This window comes from Persicimonas caeni, from assembly GCF_006517175.1.
GTDB lineage: Bacteria > Myxococcota_A > Bradymonadia > Bradymonadales > Bradymonadaceae > Persicimonas > Persicimonas caeni.
This window is the reverse complement of record NZ_CP041186.1, coordinates 3563283-3581890: the sequence shown is the minus strand read 5'-3', so window position 1 is coordinate 3581890 and position 18608 is coordinate 3563283. Positions and strand designations below refer to the sequence as shown.

The 18608-nt window shown below is 61.7% G+C and carries 17 protein-coding genes; 15 read left to right on the top strand and 2 right to left on the bottom strand.

The window, feature by feature from the left end:
• Nucleotides 1–13: 13 nt before the first annotated feature.
• Nucleotides 14–886 carry a glucose-1-phosphate thymidylyltransferase RfbA gene (gene rfbA, locus FIV42_RS13315; RefSeq protein ID WP_141198174.1) on the bottom strand — a complete coding sequence of 291 codons (873 nt, stop codon included), beginning with the start codon at nt 884–886 and terminating at the stop codon, nt 14–16.
• A 2-nt stretch (nt 887–888) separates the two neighbouring features.
• The gene (rfbB, locus tag FIV42_RS13310; protein WP_141198173.1) at nt 889–1950 is read right to left on the bottom strand and encodes a dTDP-glucose 4,6-dehydratase; all 1062 of its coding nucleotides are present in this window, start codon (nt 1948–1950) and stop codon (nt 889–891) included.
• A gap of 230 nt (nt 1951–2180) precedes the next feature.
• On the opposite strand from rfbB, the gene rfbC reads away from it, so the two are divergent.
• The 15 genes from rfbC (at nt 2181) to FIV42_RS13235 (ending at nt 18593) form a co-directional block, all read left to right on the top strand.
• The gene (rfbC, locus tag FIV42_RS13305; RefSeq protein ID WP_141198172.1) at nt 2181–2726 is read left to right on the top strand and encodes a dTDP-4-dehydrorhamnose 3,5-epimerase; all 546 of its coding nucleotides are present in this window, start codon (nt 2181–2183) and stop codon (nt 2724–2726) included.
• Between the two features lie 72 nt (nt 2727–2798).
• Nucleotides 2799–3980 (top strand): glycosyltransferase family 4 protein, encoded by a 1182-nt coding sequence (locus FIV42_RS13300; protein WP_141198171.1) that lies wholly within the window; start codon nt 2799–2801, stop codon nt 3978–3980.
• Nucleotides 3980–4807, top strand: coding sequence for an FkbM family methyltransferase (locus tag FIV42_RS13295; protein ID WP_141198170.1), 828 nt, complete (start codon nt 3980–3982; stop codon nt 4805–4807). The genes FIV42_RS13300 and FIV42_RS13295 overlap by 1 nt, the downstream gene beginning before the upstream one ends.
• Entirely contained in the window at nt 4804–5730 is a 927-nt protein-coding gene (rfbD, locus tag FIV42_RS13290) for a dTDP-4-dehydrorhamnose reductase (protein ID WP_141198169.1), read from the top strand. Before FIV42_RS13295 ends, rfbD begins: the two co-directional genes overlap by 4 nt.
• An 18-nt stretch (nt 5731–5748) precedes the next feature.
• A complete protein-coding gene (locus FIV42_RS13285; RefSeq protein WP_141198168.1) occupies nt 5749–6639 on the top strand; it encodes a sulfotransferase family protein in 891 nt (296 codons plus the stop codon).
• A 52-nt stretch (nt 6640–6691) separates the two neighbouring features.
• The gene (locus FIV42_RS13280; RefSeq protein WP_168210622.1) at nt 6692–7522 is read left to right on the top strand and encodes an FkbM family methyltransferase; all 831 of its coding nucleotides are present in this window, start codon (nt 6692–6694) and stop codon (nt 7520–7522) included.
• 16 nt (nt 7523–7538) lie between these two features.
• Nucleotides 7539–8504, top strand: coding sequence for a glycosyltransferase family 2 protein (locus FIV42_RS13275; RefSeq protein WP_168210621.1), 966 nt, complete (start codon nt 7539–7541; stop codon nt 8502–8504).
• 43 nt (nt 8505–8547) lie between these two features.
• On the top strand, nt 8548–9585 hold the full coding sequence (locus tag FIV42_RS13270; protein WP_168210620.1) for a sulfotransferase family protein: 1038 nt from the start codon (nt 8548–8550) through the stop codon (nt 9583–9585).
• A 38-nt stretch (nt 9586–9623) separates the two neighbouring features.
• Entirely contained in the window at nt 9624–10445 is an 822-nt protein-coding gene (locus FIV42_RS13265; RefSeq protein ID WP_141198164.1) for a sulfotransferase family protein, read from the top strand.
• 45 nt (nt 10446–10490) lie between these two features.
• On the top strand, nt 10491–11759 hold the full coding sequence (locus FIV42_RS13260; protein ID WP_141198163.1) for an oligosaccharide flippase family protein: 1269 nt from the start codon (nt 10491–10493) through the stop codon (nt 11757–11759).
• A gap of 40 nt (nt 11760–11799) precedes the next feature.
• Nucleotides 11800–12891, top strand: coding sequence for a CgeB family protein (locus tag FIV42_RS13255; protein WP_141198162.1), 1092 nt, complete (start codon nt 11800–11802; stop codon nt 12889–12891).
• Between the two features lie 3 nt (nt 12892–12894).
• Nucleotides 12895–14439 carry a hypothetical protein gene (locus tag FIV42_RS13250; protein WP_141198161.1) on the top strand — a complete coding sequence of 515 codons (1545 nt, stop codon included), beginning with the start codon at nt 12895–12897 and terminating at the stop codon, nt 14437–14439.
• A 19-nt stretch (nt 14440–14458) separates the two neighbouring features.
• Nucleotides 14459–15568: a glycosyltransferase family 4 protein gene (locus FIV42_RS13245; RefSeq protein WP_141198160.1), complete on the top strand. Its 1110-nt coding sequence runs from the start codon at nt 14459–14461 to the stop codon at nt 15566–15568.
• Between the two features lie 47 nt (nt 15569–15615).
• The gene (asnB, locus tag FIV42_RS13240; RefSeq protein WP_246099098.1) at nt 15616–17433 is read left to right on the top strand and encodes an asparagine synthase (glutamine-hydrolyzing); all 1818 of its coding nucleotides are present in this window, start codon (nt 15616–15618) and stop codon (nt 17431–17433) included.
• Complete coding sequence (locus tag FIV42_RS13235; protein WP_168210619.1) at nt 17433–18593, top strand: glycosyltransferase family 4 protein; 1161 nt, start codon at nt 17433–17435, stop codon at nt 18591–18593. The genes asnB and FIV42_RS13235 overlap by 1 nt, the downstream gene beginning before the upstream one ends.
• Nucleotides 18594–18608 lie beyond the last annotated feature (15 nt).

Genomic DNA, 18608 nt, shown 5'->3' with positions numbered 1-18608 from the left:
GCAATCGGGGCGCTCAACGGCCTTCGTGGACGAGTTGGTGCAGGTATTGGCCGTACTCGGACTTACGCAGCGGCGAGGCCAGCTCGAGCACCTGCTCGTCGGAGATCCAGCCTTCGCGCCAGGCGATCTCTTCGGGGCAGGCGATCATCAGCCCCTGGCGCTGCTGGATGGTAGCGATGAAGTTCGACGCCTGCAGCAGCGACTGGTGGGTGCCGGTGTCCAACCAGGCCATCCCCCGGCCGAGCAGCTCGACGTCGAGGCTCTTTCGCTCCAGATAGGTCTTATTGACGTCGGTAATCTCGAGCTCGCCGCGAGCAGAGGGCTCGAGGCTTTTGGCGATGTCGACGACCTGGTTGTCGTAGAAGTAAAGGCCGGTCACCGCCCAGTGTGAGCGCGGGTTCTCCGGCTTCTCTTCCAAGCTCACCACCCGGTTGGCCTCGTCGAACTCGACCACGCCGTAGCGCTCCGGATCCTTGACGTAGTACCCGAAGACGGTTGCGCCCTGCTTTTGGGCGGCTGCCCGGCGAACGACCTCGCGCAATCCACGTCCGTAGAAGATGTTGTCGCCCAAGATCAGACTCACCGAGTCGTCGCCGACGAACTCTTCGCCAATGATGAACGCTTGAGCCAAGCCCTCGGGCTTGGGCTGAGCGGCGTACTGCAGCTCCACGCCCCACTGGCTGCCATCGCCCAGCATCTCCTCGAACAGCGGCAGGTGATGCGGCGTCGAGATCACCAGGATCTCGCGGATGCCCGCCAGCATCAGCACCGACAGCGGGTAGTAGATCATCGGTTTGTCGTAGACCGGCAGCAGTTGCTTGCTCAGCCCGCGGGTGATCGGATACAGGCGCGTGCCTGCTCCACCTGCCAGAATAATGCCCTTCAACGTCAACCTCCCAGTCCAAGTCGCTCGAGTTTGTAGGAGTCTCCCAGCGCCGTCTTACACCAATCGAGGTTGTCGAGGTACCAACGCACGGTCTTGCGAATCCCCGACTCGAAGGTCTCTTCGGGAGTCCACCCGAGGGTCGACTCTATCTTGGAGGCGTCGATGGCATAGCGCAGATCGTGGCCCGGCCGGTCGGCCACGAACGTGATCAACGAGGCGTGCTCGTCGACGGCGGCCTCGTCGAGCATCTCGTCGAGCAGCCCGCAGATCGCGTGGACGACCTCCAGGTTGGTCTTCTCGTTATGCCCGCCGATGTTGTAGGTCTGGCCGACCTCGCCGTGTTCGAGCACGCGCATCAGCGCGCGCACATGGTCGTCGACGAACAACCAGTCGCGCACGTTCTCGCCGGTGCCATACACCGGGATGTCCTCGCCGGAGCGCGCCTTGAGGATGACCACCGGGATGAGCTTTTCGGGGTACTGGTGGGGCCCGTAATTGTTCGAGCAGTTGGTCACCAGCACCGGAAGTCCGTAGGTGCGATGCCACGCCCGTACCAGGTGGTCGGCCGACGCCTTGCTCGCCGAGTACGGTGAGCTGGGGTCGTAGGGAGTCTCCTCGGTGAAGAACCCCTCCTCGCCGAGCTCGCCGTAGACCTCGTCGGTGGACACGTTCAGGAAGCGAAACCGCTCGGCGTCCTCGTCGGCCAGTCCGTCCCAGTAGGTCCGTGCGGCGTCGAGCAGGTTCGCCGTGCCCACGATGTTGGTCTGGATGAACGCCGCCGGTCCGTCGATCGAGCGGTCGACGTGCGACTCGGCGGCCAGGTGGATGACCGCCTGCGGCTGGTATTCGTCGAACAACCGGACCACCTCGTCGCGGTCACATACGTCGACCTTCTCGAAGCAGTAGCGCTCGTCGTCGGCCACCGAGGCCACCGAGGCGAGGGTGCCCGCATAGGTCAGCTTGTCGACGTTGACCACGTCATAGTCGGTGTGGTGGATGAGATGGCGAACAAGCGCGGAGCCGATAAATCCGGCGCCGCCAGTGACAATGATGGTGGGATTCATGTACGAAAAGCGAAACGATGTAAGGGGGTTAGATCCTCATGCGTGCCGCGCGTGACGCGACCGGCCTCTGAAAGTGGACCACAAATCTCCACGAGAAACAACGCCTTCTGTTCCTCATATCCTTTCATGACATCCGCACAAAGTTCCGATAGGGTTGCATTTAGCGCCGGGCGGGGGAGCCGACTCGGCGTCCATTAGACAGATAGTCTACCCTCAGCAGTATTGACGCTATGATCGTCCAAAAGACCCCCCTGCAGGGGTTGTTGATCATCGAGCTACGTCGTTTTGGCGACGATCGTGGCTGGTTCATGGAGAGCTACAATCGCGAGCGTTATGCCGAAGCTGGCCTCAACGAGGAATTTGTTCAGGACAACCTGTCGTTCTCTGAGCGCGGGGTGCTGCGAGGGCTGCATTTCCAAAACCCGAGTGCCCAGGGAAAGCTGGTCAGTGTGATCGATGGGGAGGTCTTCGACGTCGCCGTCGACCTTCGACAAGACTCGCCGACCTTCAAGCAGTGGTACGGCGTGCTCCTCTCCGGGGATAATCGCCGCCAGTTTTACGTACCTCCCGGCTTCGCCCACGGATTTGTGGTCACCGGCGAATACGCCTACTTCCACTACAAGTGCACCGACCTTTACAACCCCGACGCCGAGCGATCGGTGCGCTGGGACGATCCCGAGTTGGATATCGACTGGCCAGTTGACGAACCAGTCCTGTCGGCCAAGGATGCGCAGGCGCCGTTGCTGGCCGATGTGCCCGAGGATGCGCTGTTCTGAATTCGAGACCACCGGGTAGTTGCAAGTATCATCGACTTGCTGCAGTTATGCGACCGACTCCGAAGTAGACCCATGACCAAACCCCGCATCGCCGTCGTTGTCTCTCACCCGATCCAACACTTCTGCCCGCAGTATGCGAGTTGGAGTGAGAGTGAGGAGTGGGATTTGCAGGTGTTCTTTGCTTCGACGGCAGGGATGGAGGCCTACCAAGACGAAAATTTCGGCCAAGAGATCAAGTGGGAGGGCCTCGAGCTCAACTTCCCGCACGTCTTCTTGAACGACGGCGAGGCCATCTCTCCGTCGCCGAGCTTGGACGCTCCCGAGTTGGAGACGAGGCTCGCCGCGTACGGTCCGGACGTGGTGATCGTTTATGGCTACATCCAGAAGTTACAGCGCCGCGCGCTTCGTTGGGGCAGCAAGCATTGCCAGCGGGTTTTGATGATTTCCGATAGTGAGGACCGCACCGAGCGCCCGATGTATAAGGAGGCGCTCAAGAAGCTGGCCTTGCCCAAGCTCTTCGAGCAGGTCGACGGCTTTCTGACCGTCGGCGATGCCAATGAGGACTATTACCGGGCCTATGGGGTTCCCCCACAGCAGTTCTTCCGCACCTTCTTTCCCATCGACCGGGACTACTTTCAAAAGGCTTTCGAGTCGCGTGCCGAGATGCGCTCCGAATTGCGCGCCGAGTACGGCATCCCCAACGACCACATGGTGGTCAGCGTCGTCGGCAAGCTGGTCGACTGGAAGCGCCAACAAGATCTCATCCACGCACAACAGATCCTGCGGCGCAACCATCCGAAGACAACCACGCTGATCATTGGCTCGGGGCCGACCGAAGACGAGCTGCGCGAGATGGTGGACAGGTCGCAGGCAGAGGGCGTCATCTTCACCGGATTTGTCCAGCCCACCGAGCTGCCCAAGTTCTACGCGGCGACCGATGTATACGTGCACACGGCTTCCCACGAGCCACACTCACTGGCCATCAGCGAGGCGATCTTTATGGGGTGCGCGGCTGTCATCAGTGACCGTTGTGGCAGCTATGGGCCTACCGATGATGTGCGGCCCGGTCACAACGGCTTCGTCTACGAGTGCGGCGAGCCCGAAGCGCTGAGTCAGAAGCTCGCGGTCCTCGCCGCCAACCCCGAGATGTGCGCCGAGTTTGGTGGGGCATCGCGCCGCTTCGCCCAATTCCACCAAGAGCTCGCGCATGGCGGAAGCCTGCGCGCCGCGTTGCGTGCCGTGGGTGTGCTTTAATGAGTTTCCCCCCATCTGTACAAGCCATGAGTCTTCGTGACTTTATCCCGCTAGACCTCAAGACCGCCGTGGCGCGGCGGATGTGCAGCGATTTGGTAGGTAACTTGGTTGGAGCGATCTTCAACGATCGGATCCCGAGTTGGGACTGCCACATCGACACATCCAGTCCGCGCATCGACGGGCCGACAAAGGCGTCGGTCTTCTGGCGGCTGTACGAGGGCAGCGAAATTCGGTTCATTCGCTCGCAGCTTCGAGCCGATCTCGACGTGGTTGAAGTCGGGGGAAGCATTGGCGTGGTCTCCTGCCATATTCGACGCCGGCTCGCCCCTCATCGACGACTGTTCGTGGTGGAGGCCGACCCGGAGCTGGCGACGATCGCCGACAATAACTTACGCAGCAACCACCCGAAGGCGAGCTTCGAAGTGCTCAACCGTGCCGTGAGTTACCACCCTGATGCTGATGGCCTAGTCAGGTTCGCCCGCAGCCCGGCCAATGTGTCGGGTCGGCTCGCCGAGGATACGTCGCAGGATGTTGTCGAGGTCGGTGCCACCACGCTAGGCGGTCTGGTCGAAGAGAAGCAAATAGATGAGTTCGTGCTCGTTTCCGACATCGAGGGGGCCGAAGCTCAGCTCCTCGATCAGGACGCGGAGATTTTGCGTGATCGGTGTCGGCAAATCGTCATCGAGCTGCACGAGACACAGCTAGCCGGCACAGCTGTAGGCATTGACGACCTCGTTGCTACCATCACCGATCTCGGCTTCGCTCTCGACGCTCGTCGCGGGCCGGTGTGTGTCTTCAGCGCCGACAAGAGTGAGAAGAGGCAATGACCCACCCGCGTCACATCCTGCTGTTCGGCGCCCGCGGCCAAGTAGGCCGAGAGCTGCAGCGCGTGCTCGGGCCGCTTGGAGAGGTGGTCGCTGCCGACCGCGAGCACGCCGATCTCACTGACTCTGATGCGGTCCGTGCGCTCATCCGCAACACCCAGCCTTCGCTGTTGGTCAATGCGGCGGCGTACACTGCTGTCGACAAGGCCGAGGAGGAGACCGAACTCGCTCGGATGGTCAATGCGGTCGCTCCGGGCATCTTGGCTGAGGAAGCTGCCGCTCTCGGCGCCCCGTTGGTTCATTATTCAACCGACTATGTATTCGACGGCACCGCCAATCGCCCGTATACCGAAGACGACGCAACCAAGCCGGTCAATACGTACGGCCGCACCAAGCTCGCTGGTGAGGAGGCCATTCGTGAGCGGCACGCCGCGCACCTGATTCTGCGCACGAGCTGGGTCTACGGGCTTCGCCGCCAGAACTTTCTCCGTACGATGTTGCGTCTGGCGAAGACCCATCCGGAGCTGCGCGTAGTCGACGATCAGATCGGCGCGCCTACCTGGTGCCGTACTATCGCTGAGACAACCGCGGTGGTATTGGCACGCTGGTTGACCGACGATGAGCCGAGCGCGCGCGCGGGTACCTATCACCTGACGTGCGCCGGGCAGACCAGTTGGTGCGGATTCGCTCGGGCGATCTTCGAGGCGTTCATCGATCAGCCCGACGACCGCCCCGATGTCGAGCCGATCCCCTCGTCGGAGTATCCCACTTCTGCACAACGACCGCCGTTTTCGGTGTTGGACTGTCGCAGGCTGCGCGATGTGTTTGCGGTGCGGCTTCCCGAGTGGAGCAGCGCGCTTCAGATGGTCGCCCAGGATGCTAGCGACTGTCGGGCCTATCGGCGCTCGGCCGTGTCTACTGAATAGAACGAGGAGCTCTCTTCAATGACCAACTCTCGGACAACTCGCCCACCTATCATCATCCTCGGCATGCACCGGTCGGGCACCAGTATGATCTGCCGGATGCTCGAGCAGCTGGGACTGTTTGTGGGAGAGCAGAAAGACGCCAACAACGAGGCGATGTTCTTTCTGGAGCTCAACGGTTGGTTGTTGAGACAGGCCGGCGCCCGCTGGGATATCCCCGAGCCGTTTGATTATTTGTTGGAGTTCGATCAAGAGCGTGAACTTGCGGTCGATTATCTGCGCTACCTGTTGCGCACGCCGCGTCTGGGGAGCTACATCGGCTGGCAGCGATACCTGCGCGAGCCGACCCCCTCCTCGTGGGACTTTCCATGGGGTTGGAAAGATCCTCGCAATACCTTTACCCTTCCGCTCTGGCTCGAGGTATTCCCCGAGGCGCGAATGGTGCATATCCACCGCCATGGAGTTGACGTCGCGCGCAGCCTCCAGACACGTCGCGACAAGAAGTTTGCGGCCGGTCGAGCAACTTATGAGCGCATGCGCGGAAAATTCGCACCGATCTACTGGCTGAGGCAGAAGCAGTCCGGCTTCGGCGGATCACTGCGGTGTGCGTCGCTCGAAGGGGGCTTCTCGCTGTGGGAGGCTTATATGCACCGCGCCCAGCAAAATCTGGCCGGGCTCGATGATCGGGCCATCGAGATCCAGTACGAGGACTTTTTGGCCGAGCCCGCCCAGCAACTCGAGCGGCTATGCGAGTTTTGTTCGCTCGACGCATCGGCCCAGGACATCCGCGGGGTTGCCAGCAATGTGCGCGCCGGACGTGCGTTTGCGTTCACCGACGATGCGGACGCCGTTGCGTTTGCTGATGGTGTACGCGAGCGCCTGGATGCGTTCGGCTACGGGGCGAGCCACTAGGACCGCGAGCCACCCGGGGCTCCGACATATTAACACACGGCATGGAGAGAAAATGTTGTCTCAGAAGCAACGACATCTCTTGGCGCAGCGTCTTTTCTGGTCGCCGCTTGGCGAACGGCTGGCGTCCATCGCTTCGGCACTGGAGGTTCGCTTCGACACGGTGATCCGCAACTTCTCGCTGATGCGCGAGAGTAATGGTGAAAAGTGGATCGTCAACTTCGTCGAGCCTCGCGGAGTGGTCATGGATGTGGGCTTTTTTCGGGGGGAGTTCACTCAGGCTGTGCTGCAGCGACAGCCGAGCGCCCGCGTTATCGCCTTTGATCCGTCCCAAGCAGCCCGCAAGTTCTTCGACGCGGAACTTGAGGGGAATAAGCGTATCACCTTTGAGTCTCTGGCGCTGTCGAATAGCGAGGGGCAGGCGACCTTCTTCGACTACGCCAACGAGTGCAACAGCCTCGCGCAACGTGTCGAGCAATCGGTGAAGGATTGCGCTGAGCCGTACGCGGTCGAGGTAACGACTCTCGATCGCTACTGCGAGCGACAGGGCATCGAGCATATCAACTTCCTCAAGATTGACGCTGAGGGCTTCGACCTCCACGTTTTAGAAGGTGCAACCGAGATTCTCGAACAGGAACGTGTCGACGTATTCATGTTCGAGTTTGGTAGCGGGTGGATCGCCAGCCGGCGCTATCTCCACGAGGCCGTGGAACTTCTGGAGGACAAGCCCTACCGGCTGTTTCGACTCTTTAACGGCTTTCTCGGGAACTTTGACTATGACTATCGCTACGATTCGTGCTCTACGCGGCCGGCGATGTATGTGGGCATGAGCGAGCGGCGTTTGAGCCGAGGTGATGTTCCTGTCCGTGACCTCCGGCTCCTCTAGATCCGTCGTATTGGATATGAGCATCAACTCCGAAGAAAAGATCTCCGTTTGTCTGCTGACTTACAACCACGTTCACATGATCGAGGAGACTCTCGCCTCGATCATGGACCAGTCGGTCGACGGCTTCGAGATCATCGTCAGCGACGACTGCTCGACCGACGGCACCTGGGAGTTGGTCCAGCAGATAGCCGCCGGTGACGAGCGCGTCCGCGCGGTGCAACCGCCCGAAAACCGTGGCATGCCCGGCAACGCCAACTATGCGGTCGAGCAGTCCGACCGGCCGTATATCGCGTTGCTCCATCACGATGATATCTATCGTACCGATCTGCTCGAACGGTGGGTTGATGTCGCCGAGCGCCACCCCGACGTCGCTTTTGTGTTCAACGCCTACGGCTTCGAGGATACCGATGAGGTCCACGTCCATCCGTACGCTGAGCGCGTCGACGGTCGGCAGTTCCTCGAGGGGCGCCTGTTCAGCGGCTGGGGCTGCCCGGTGCGCGGTACCGCACTGATCCGGCGGTCGTGCTGGGATGCGGTCGGTGGGATGCACACGCAGTTCAACCTGCTCGCCGATGTCGACCTTTGGATGCGCTTGGCCGCGCGCTGGGCCGTGGGCTATGTTCCCGAGCCGCTCATCTCGGTGCGCCAGGAGCGGCCGGAGGATTATCCGGAATCTTACAGCGAGTTTTCGTGGTTTCGTCAGCGCATGCTCTACGAGATCCACGCTGCCAACCATCTGGATTACTACGACTTAAGCACCCTGCGTGGTGCGCTGGCTTGGTGGAGGTTCCGCGGGCGGCTCAGCGCCGACATCTTCAAGTGGTTGACCTATGCGGTGGTCCGCCGCCAAAAGCGCATGCTCGAGACCAGCGCTGAGGGCGCCAGTGAGTACGAGTGGGCCTCGATTGGCCTGGTTCGCAACCTCTATCGCAAGCTGGGACAGATGCCCCTGGGGTGGCGAGAGCCCCGGCGCTCCCGCTGAGCGGGCGCTCCTCATCATTCAGCAGTCTCGATCATGGTACTCAATGAGTAATTCAGCGCCTACAAACCGCCGGCCGGTATTCGTCGTCGGCTGCCCCCGCAGCGGCAATACGTTGATGGGATGTTTGCTCGACAAGCATCCCGACTTCGCCGTCTTCTTCGAACAGTCGACCTTCTATTCGCTGCAAACTACCTGGAGTGAACACGTCGACAGCGGCGCCGATCCACGCGAGAGTTTTGCCGATGTCGCGCTGCAAGGCTTGGCCCCTTGGTTGGAGCAGCAGTCCTGCATTTCGCTGCCGCGCGACGAAGTTCTCGATGTGCTCGGCCAAGTCGAGCCGTGCTGGCCCGACCTTCTCGACGCGTTTATGCGGCTGCAGATGCGCAAGGCCAAGCCAGGCGCCTCGCGTTGGGGCGATAAGACCCCCCAGAATGTCGCGCGCATGGCCAGCATCGTCGAGGCCTTCCCGCAGGCGAGGATTATCTATGTATACCGAGATCCCCGACACTCGGTCGTGTCGTTGAGCAACCCGAGTTTTCCTCACGCTAGCGACGACGAGTTGGTTAACGCCGAAGTCGTGCGCCATTACCAGCGTGTCTACGAGCAGCAGAAGCAACAGGTGCCCCCAGCGAACTTGATCGAGGTGCGCTATGAAGAGCTTCTGGATGACCCGCCGACTCAGCTCGCGCGGGTATGCAGCTTCCTTCAGGTCGACTTCGATGAGGCGATGCTCGGCGACGTCGACCCCGAAGTCGCGCAAGCCATTGGCTGGGTCCACTACAAGGGCTGGCAAAAGATCCGCCCGCAGCCATCAGCGCGCACCATCGAGCTGCGCGCCGAGACGCAGGCGCGCCTCGAGCCGCTGCTGGCGCAATTGGGGTACGACTACCGGCCGACCTCAGCGCGCACCCGCTTGCGTGCTCAGGCGCTCACCCTGCCCTTTCGCGGGGTCAACCAACTGCTCAACGCCTTATGGCGGGTTCGCCACCCGTCGGCGGGCGACCTCTTTCTCAAAGATCTGCCGTCATGGTCCGACTATCTGCGCTGGGTGATTCCCCACAGTGCATCTACCCGGGCCTGAGGGCACACATCACACCATTGAATTGAAGCGAGTTGTCGATGTCTTTCCTCTTCATCTTATCAACGCCGTTTTCAGGCTCGACCATCCTCTGGCAACTGGTCGGCTCTTCGCCCCACGCCTCTTCACTACCCGCAGAGGGTCAGCACATGGACTCGGTTCGCGAAGTCATGCGCGGGCGTCACTGGGACCCCGACTACGAGATCCCGTGGGAGCGCGTTCGACTGGAGTGGGAGAAGGAATGGGATTCGAGCAAAGAGTTTCTGCTCGAGAAGAGCCCGCCCAACCTGCTTCGTGCGGCCGCAATTCAGGAGCACTTCGAGCCGGCATACTTCATCGGCATGATTCGCAATCCCTACGCCTTCTGCGAGGGGGTGGCCCGCCGGCCGGACAATGACATGGACGTGGCCAGCGCCGCTGAGTTCTGGTTGCAGTGCGCCCAAGCACAGACGCGCAACAAGGCCGAACTCGACCACATCCTCTTCTTCACCTACGAGGAGTTCGCCGAGGATCCGGCGGCGATCCGCGATCGCATCCTGGAGTTCTTGCCGGAGCTGGAGTGCCTCGATCTCGACGAGCCTTCCGACCACTCGTTCATGGGACACGAGCCGATTATCCGAAACCTCAACCCTATTCAGATTCGGCGGTTGACCAGCCGCGACATCGCCCGGATCAACCGGGTGCTGCGCCGCGAGCCGCAGCTAATGGCCGATTTCGGTTACGACTTCATCGAGCCGAGCTTGGCGCAGACAATCGGTAGTCTGAAGGCCAAGGCGAGCTCCTATGCGCTACGAGCAGCGCGCTTTCGAGGGATCTTGCCCGGCCCAATTGTGCGTCGTATCGAGAAGCTTGTGCTCGAGTAGGCACGTCGGCGCTCGGTATCTCTGCACGGAGCTGTGTTTTCTTAGATGGGTCAACCACAGACATCGAACCTCAGGCGCTTGTGGGAGCGTTGGAAGAATGTCGCCTTGACTTCCGGGGCCGACATCGGCCTGGCCGGCCTCGGCCTTGTCAGCGGCATTCTCACCGCTCGCCTACTTGCGCCGGCGGGAAAGGGGGAGCTGACCGCCGCGCTTCTGTGGCCGGGCCTCTTCCAGACCTTCGCCAACTTCGGGATGCGTCACGCGGTGGTGTACTTCTCGGGAAGACGCAGCGATCAAATCGGCGCGCTGGCCGCAGGTATCACCGCCCTTTCGCTGGTCATGGGAGGCATCGCCGGACTGATTGGGGTGCTGGTTATCCCCAGCATCATCGACGACTACAGCCCGAGCACCCTGCTGGCGACCCAAGTGCTCTTCGCCTGGTTGCCGTTCGCCATCCTCGGTGGCAACGCTCTGGCTATACTGCAGGGTCAGGGGCGCTTTCAGCCCTGGAATATACTGCGGGTCTTCCGCCAGGTCTTTTACGTGGGCTCCATCGTGGCGTTGTGGGTGGTCGATCTGGTCCACGTCCACTACGTCGTCTATGCGTATCTGATCGCCGACATTCTGGTGACCACAGGCGCGGTCAGCGTCGTGGCGCGTTCAATTGAACGGTTCGAATTCGACGTCGGCTTGCTCAAGGAGCTGTTGTGGTACGGCAGCCGAAACTTCTTGGCGAGCATGGCCGGCCAGGCGAACTACCAGCTCGATCAGGCGATCATTTCCGCGCTGCTGGCGCCGCGGCTCTTGGGCCTCTACAAGGTCGCCGTCAGCAGCTCCCAGTTTGTCAAGCTGATGAGCATGGGCTTCCAGCGCGTGATCATCTCCGATGTCGCTCGCTCGAACAGCGACGCCGAGGGCCACGAAAAGATCCGACGAAGCTTGAAAACGGCTTCTCCATTTCTCATCCTCTCATCGGTGCTCATCGCCTTGGCGATGCCGCTTTTGCTTCCGCTGATGTTTGGCCAAGAGTACGCTCCGGCGGTGCCGGCCGCACAGATCATGTGCTTGGCCTCGGCAGTGTTCGGCATGAAGCAGATCCTGTATAACGGCGCCCGAGGGCAAGGGCGCCCGCAGATCCCGCTGTACTGCGAGTTTATGGCGTTAGCGGTTACCGCGGCTGGATTATACGTCCTATTGCCGATGTTGGAGATCAAAGGCGCTGCGATCACTTCCTTATTGGCATATTCATCGGGGTTGGCGGCCGCCTTTTACTTTCTGCGGCGCTCGGAACGCGCCATCGACGCAGCGAAATGAACTCGAGCAGCCCGCGACGTTTGCCCAACGCACAGTCATCATGAAGATTCTGGTTGTCGGAAAATTCTACGTCGAGGGGTTCGCACGCCACATCGGCCAGACACTCGAGCAGATGGGCCACGAGGTGCTGCGCTTCGAACCCGGCGTCGAGCGCAAGCCCACTGGCGGCTTCCTGCGCCGCAAGCTAGAAAGCGTGACCACCCGCATGCACGCCGCCGCCGAGCACATCGACGTGTATCGCAAGTGGAGCCTGCGCGAGCTCACCGAACTGGCTCGCCGCGCCCGGCCCGATTTGATCATCAGCTGCTACGATTTTTTGCGCCCGGCCGAGGTGGCCTCCCTCAAGAAGCTCGCCGATGCGCGCGTGGTCATGTGGTACCCCGACGCACTCGTCAATTTTGGGCGTTCGCACTTTATGGTCGCCCCTTATGACGCCATTTTCTTCAAGGACCCGTATATTGTCGAAAAGCTCGACGGCGTCATCGATAGTCCGGTGTTCTACTTGCCCGAGTGCTTCAATCCGCTGGTTCATCGAGCAGACGCCAGCGAGTCGGAGGGGCCACTGCGTAACAAGTACCACTGTGACATCACCACTGCGGGCAATATGTACGCCTACCGCGTAGCCTTCTTTCGCCACTTGACCGACTACAACGTCAAACTGTGGGGCAACCCCCTGCCCTCTTGGATCGACGCGCCGGAGGTGCGCGCGATGCACCAGGGAGAGTACGTGGTGGAGGCTGATAAGGCCGAGGCATTTTTGGGCGCCAAGATCGTGCTCGACAATATGCACCCGGCCGAGGTTTGGGGTATCAACTGCCGCGCCTTCGAGGTTGCTGGCATCGGCGGTTTTTTGATGCTCGACTCGAAGCCCGGGCTCCACCAACTTTTCACCGACGGCGAGGAAGTCGTCTCCTTTCGCAGCGTCGACGACTTGCGTGCCAAGATCGACTATTATCTGGAGCGACCCGACGAGCGACGGCGTATCGCCCAGGCTGGACGGCGCCGAGCACACGCCGAGCATACCTACGAGGCTCGTCTGCGGTTGTTATTCGCCACCCTCGAAGGGCAGCGTGACGGATTCGAACGGCCCGAGATCGCCTGTCAACGAGTCCACGCCGCCCAGGGGGCTTGAGTCGTGTTCACCGGACGCTTCTCCATCGCTCTATCTCACATGGTCGTCGGCGTCGCGCTCTATCGCGGCATGGTCGCCGAACTCGTGCCCGATCGAGTCGGCTTCATCAGTCTGACGCTGCTGCTGTTGGTCTATCTGGGCATCGAGATCTGGTTCGCCCGCCGCGAACACCCCAGCCGATGGCTGGTCAACCCAGCAGTGATGGCCTCTTTTGCCACCTTCGCGCTCACTCTGGGTTTTACCAACTTTGTGCTCTTCGTACCCGAGGTCGCCAAGGCCCGAATGTGGCAGTACCAGCTCTTTGGGTTTCAGTGGCTGAGCCTGGCCACTCTAATGGGCATGGTAGCGGCCTTCGGCATGTGGACCGGGTTTCATTTGAATTTGGGCAAGCGTCTCGGGGTTCGGCTGCGGCGATCGAGCTTCCTTATCCGTGTGCTCCACACCGAAGTCCGCCTGCGCTGGTGGTTTGTCATCGCGGGGATCGTCGCCAGCGTCGGGTCACGTCTGCTCTTGGTGCAGCTGGGCGCTTTCGGCTACTCCGCTGATATCTCCCAGTTGTACGCCTTGGGGCCGTACCTCTTTTACATCAATTTGTTCGCCGATCTAGGCATGTTGTCGCTGGTCGGCATTGCCTTGTACTACTTTGCCTCCGACTACCCACGCCCGTTCACCTTGGGGTTGTTGCTGGGTGTGCTCGGCGCTGAGATCTTCTTCGGCCTGCTCTCCGGCTTCAAGGGCGCCGTGGTCATGCCGATCATCGTGGTGGGGGTGTGTTACTACATTGTGAAAGGCCGGGTACCCAAGATGCAGATCTTGGCGGCCTTCGCACTTGTATTCCTTGCTTACCAGATCGTCGAGCCGTTCCGTCAGTTGCGCGTCTCGGACAGTTCCTTCGATAACCAGAGCGCCTCGTACCTGACCGACACTATTACGGGCATCGCCAGCGGCAAGGTCGACACAGGCTACTCGGCAGACGTCTCTGATACAGCCATCGAGGTGCTCGCCCGCAAGAACACCACCGCCTTCGCGGCCATGGCCATGCGTGCCAAGGAAGACGGGGTGATCAAACACAAGAGCCAAGTGTTTCAGCGCGACCTGTTGTTGTCACCCGCCTACGCCGTAATCCCCCGGCTCATCTGGCGCTCGAAGCCCACCCAAGATATCGGGGAGTGGTACAACCGCGTGGTGCTCGGCAATCCCTTCCGCAACGCCGTGGGAATGAGCCCGGTGGGCTACCTGTACATCGCCGGTGGCGCGCTGGCCGTGCTATTGGGCTTTCTCGTTTTGGGGCTAACGCAACGCGTATTGCTCGAGGGCTTTCTCTTCGCCGGCGCCGGCGGAGTGATCGTCTTCTTGGGCCTGTTGGACAACATGGTGCGCATCGACAATGCCTTCTACGCCGTCTTCGTCGAGATGATCCGGTATGTGCCGCTGTTGTTCGTCGCACAGCTCTTGTTGTTTCGCCGCGCCCCTTCGCACACCCGCCGTGAAGTTAGGCCTGGCTCATCTGCTACGCGCGCTCACCTCACCAGCATGACCTCGCGCTAGTTCCTTGCTTGGAGTACCAGTGTCACACCGACGTATTTCATTGCTGGCCTCGCAAGCTTTCGGCTCGCCGGGCGGCATCCAGACCTACATGCGGCTCATACTGCACGCCCTTGAGGCGGAGGCGCGCTTGGGAGAAGTCTTTTCGCTGTGGGACAGCGACTCCGACACCGATCTGCAGAAGTGGTTGCAGCGCGCCGGCAGCTCTGCCCACTGCGCCGAGGGCAACAAGCTTCACCTTGTATCGCAGTGCATACGCCACGCCAGGTCCGATCAGATCATGGTCGTCGGCCACCTCGGCTTGTCGCCCATTGCCTTGGCGCTCAAAGCCCTGGGGCGCATCCGCGGTTACGTAGTAATCCTGCACGGCATCGAGGCTTGGTGTGAGCTCCACGGACGCAATGAGCTCGCCCTGCGGCTGGCCGATGGCATCGTGGCAACGACCCCGTTTACGCGTGACAAGTTTGCGCAGATGAACGAGCTGGTTCCGACACGTATCGCAGTCTTACCCCTGGCTATCGAACAGGAGCGATTTCAAGGTTCCTACAACGCCCCACGCACCCGGGCCGTCAACGAGCCAATGCGCGTGGTCAGTGTCGCCCGCCTCGATAGCGGCGAGCAATACAAGGGGATCGACCACACCATCGAGGCTATCGCGCAACTGACCGAGCGCGGCGTCGACGCCTCCTACCGCGTCGTCGGCGATGGCGATGATCGCGAGCGGCTCGAGCGGCTCAGCCAGAACCTCGGAGTGACCGACCGAGTCGACTTTCTCGGCCGTGTCTCCGACGAGGAGCTCCGGAAAGAGTTTCGCCAGGCGGACGTGTTCTCGCTTCCCAGCGCCGGCGAGGGCTTCGGCCTCGTCTACCTCGAGGCAATGTACTACGCTCTGCCGAGCATCGCGTGCCCCGAAGGGGGCGCGCAGCACGTGATCATTAATGGGCGTGAGGGACTGCAAGTGCCCTACGCCGATCCGGGCGCCCTCGCCGACGCCTTGGAACGCTTGGGCGAGCCGTCGCTGTATGAGGAGCTCAGTCGGCGGGCGCTCGAGGCGCTGCACACGAGGTTCTCCTTCGATCGATTTCGCCAAGACTTCATCTCTATAGTGGACCGTATCCCATGTGCGGAATAGCAGGCATTTGGCGCCCTGGGGAGGGCGGCGAGGAGGCGGTGCGCCGAATGATCGGCGCGCTGGCCCATCGCGGCCCCGATGACCGCGGCGTTTTCTCCGATGAGCAGGTCGTCCTCGGTCACCGGCGCTTGTCCATCCTCGACCCGTCGCCGCTGGGTCACCAGCCGATGGCCGCAGCCGATGGCCGGGTCCAGGTCGTGTTCAACGGCGAGATCTACAACTTCCACGAGCTGCGCGACCAGCTTGGCGGGGCAGGTCACACCTTTCGCAGCGACTCGGACACCGAGGTACTGTTGTATGGCTTTCTCGAATGGGGAGAAGCACTCATCGAACGCCTCGTGGGTGACTTCGCCTTCGCGATTTACGATGGGCGCGAGCAGGCGCTTCTCCTCGCGCGCGACCGATTCGGGGTCAAGCCGCTGTACTACGCGCGCCTGGGCGATCAACTCGTTTTCGCCTCGGAGGTGCGCGCCATCTTGAGAAGCGGCCGCGTCGCTGCGCAGCTCGACGAAGCTCGGCTCCCGGAGTTTCTGTCACTGCAATCCGTCGCTCCACCGGCCACTCTGGTCGAGGGCGTGCGGATGCTCGAGCCGGGGGCGACCATGCGCGTGGACGCCGGCGGTGTCTGCATCCGCAAGTTCTGGGACCTGGCCGAGCACGCCGCCGAGCCGCTGGCTGGTGACCCCGCCACCATGCGCCGCGAGGTCCAGCGGCGACTGTATCGAGCCGTCGAACGCCAGATGGTCAGCGACGTGCCGCTGGGGGCGTTCCTGAGCGGAGGTATCGACTCGTCGGCGGTCGTGGGGATGATGAGCCGACTGGTCGAGCGTCCCATCCAGACCATCGCGGTTGCCTTCGATGACGCCGGCTTCGATGACGGCCACTTTGCGCGAATCGCCGCTGACGCATTCGGCACCGACCATGTCGAAGTGAAGTTGACCGACGACGAACTCTACGAGCACGCCCACGCCGCGCTCGGCGCCCAGGACCATCCCTCCGCGGACGGCATCAACACCTACATCGTCTCGCAGGCAGCGCGCCGCCGCGGGTTGAAGGTCGCCCTGTCGGGCTTGGGCGGCGACGAGCTATTCGCCGGCTACTCCAACTTCGCGCGACTCGAGCGCCTGGGGCGTTTCCAGTCGGGACTCGCCGCTGTGCCGGCCCCGCTTCGGCACGCCGTCGCCACGGTTTGTGATGGCCCTACCCGGCCGATCGCTGCTCAGAAGATCGCCGAATTGCTTCGCTCGGACGGATCGATTGCCGAAGCCTATCCTGTGGTGCGCCGAGTGCTGTCTCGCGCGCAGCTCGGCGAATTGCTGCACGAGCCTGGGGACGAGACTTTGGGGGTGACCCGGCGGCTCCGCCAGGCCTTCTTCGCCCGGCCGAATATGCCGACCCTATCCCAGGTGAGCTACGCCGAGGCGACCAGTTATATGCACGACATCTTGCTGCGCGACACCGACCAGATGAGCATGGCCCACAGCCTAGAGGTGCGCGTGCCACTTCTGGACCACGAGTTGGCCGAATACGTGGTGCGTATTCCCGACGCCGTCAAGCGTCCGAAAATGGCCCCCAAGCAGCTTATGGTAGACGCCCTCGACGGGCTTCTGCCCGACGAGATCGTCCACCGTCCCAAGCAGGGCTTTCGCATGCCCTTCGAGCGCTGGCTCAAAGGTCCATTGCGCGACACCTGCCGGACAAATCTGCAGCGGGTGGCGGCGATTCCCAGCTTTCGCGAGCACGCTATTGCGACGCTGTGGGAGGATTTTCTGGCAGGCAAAGCCTCGGTGTCGTGGTCGCGCGTCTGGCTGCTCAATTGCCTGGGCTCCTGGATCGCCAACGTTCTCGAACCCACCAGCCAATGATGACCGACACGATTCTAATCTTCCGGGACTACTATCTGCCCGGCTACAAGTCCGGCGGCCCGGTCCAGTCGCTCGCCAACCTCGTGGGCCATCTGGGTGACGACTTCCGCTTCAAGATCGTCACCGCCGACCGCGACGAGGGGGACACCGCCCCATACGACTCCGTCGAGCTTAACGCTTGGAATCAGGTGGGAAAGGCCGAGGTTTTCTATCTGTCAGCCGCTGACAATATCGCCTTGGCGATGCATCGACTGCTCAATGAGACCGACTACGATCTTGCGTACTACAACAGCTTTTTCTCGGCGAACTATACCATCTTGCCGCTTCTCCTTCGTCGTTTCGGGTTGGCGCCAAAGGTGCCGGCGGTGGTCGCCCCCCGCGGGGAGTTCTCCGAGTCCGCGCTCCAGCTCAAGGCGGCCAAAAAGAATGCGTTTCTGACCGCGGCCAAGGTCCTCGGGCTGTATTCGGATGTAACGTGGCATGCCTCCGACGAGGAGGAGTTGGCCCAGATTCAGCGGGTTTTCGGTCCGCAAGTTCATGTCGGGGTTGCCGGGGTTCCCCTGCCCCATCTCGAGTCGCCGCAAGTGCCGGAAGATAGACGGCCAAAGCGCAAAGGCGAGCTGCGCGTCGGCTACTTGGGCCGAGTCTCGCCCATCAAGAATATCGACTTCGCCCTCGACGTACTCGGCGAGATTTCGAAGGGTGCAGTCAGTTTCGACATTTATGGGCCGCTCTCCGACGTCGAGTACCATAAGCGTTGCGAGCGTGTGGCCGATCGCTTGCCCGAGCACGTCACGGCAACCTTCCACGGGGCGCTCCCCCACCCGCAGGTCCAAGAAACCCTGCGCCAGTACGATGTCATGTTCTTGCCCTCGAAGAGCGAGAGCTTCGGCCACGCCATCCTCGAATCGCTCATGGCGGCCTGCCCGGTGCTCATCGGCCAGGCGACCCCCTGGCGCGAGCTCGAGCAGAAGCAAGCCGGTTGGGACATCACGCTCGATGACCGTGAGACGTTCGTCGACGTGCTCGAGCGCCTCGTCGAGATGGGACCCGACCAGTTCGAGCGACTCCAGCGTGGCGCCAGACAGCTTGCCTTCGACACCATTTTCGCCGACGACACCGCCTCGGAGTACCGAGACCTGTTCGCGGCCGCGTTGTGAGGCGACGCATTTACT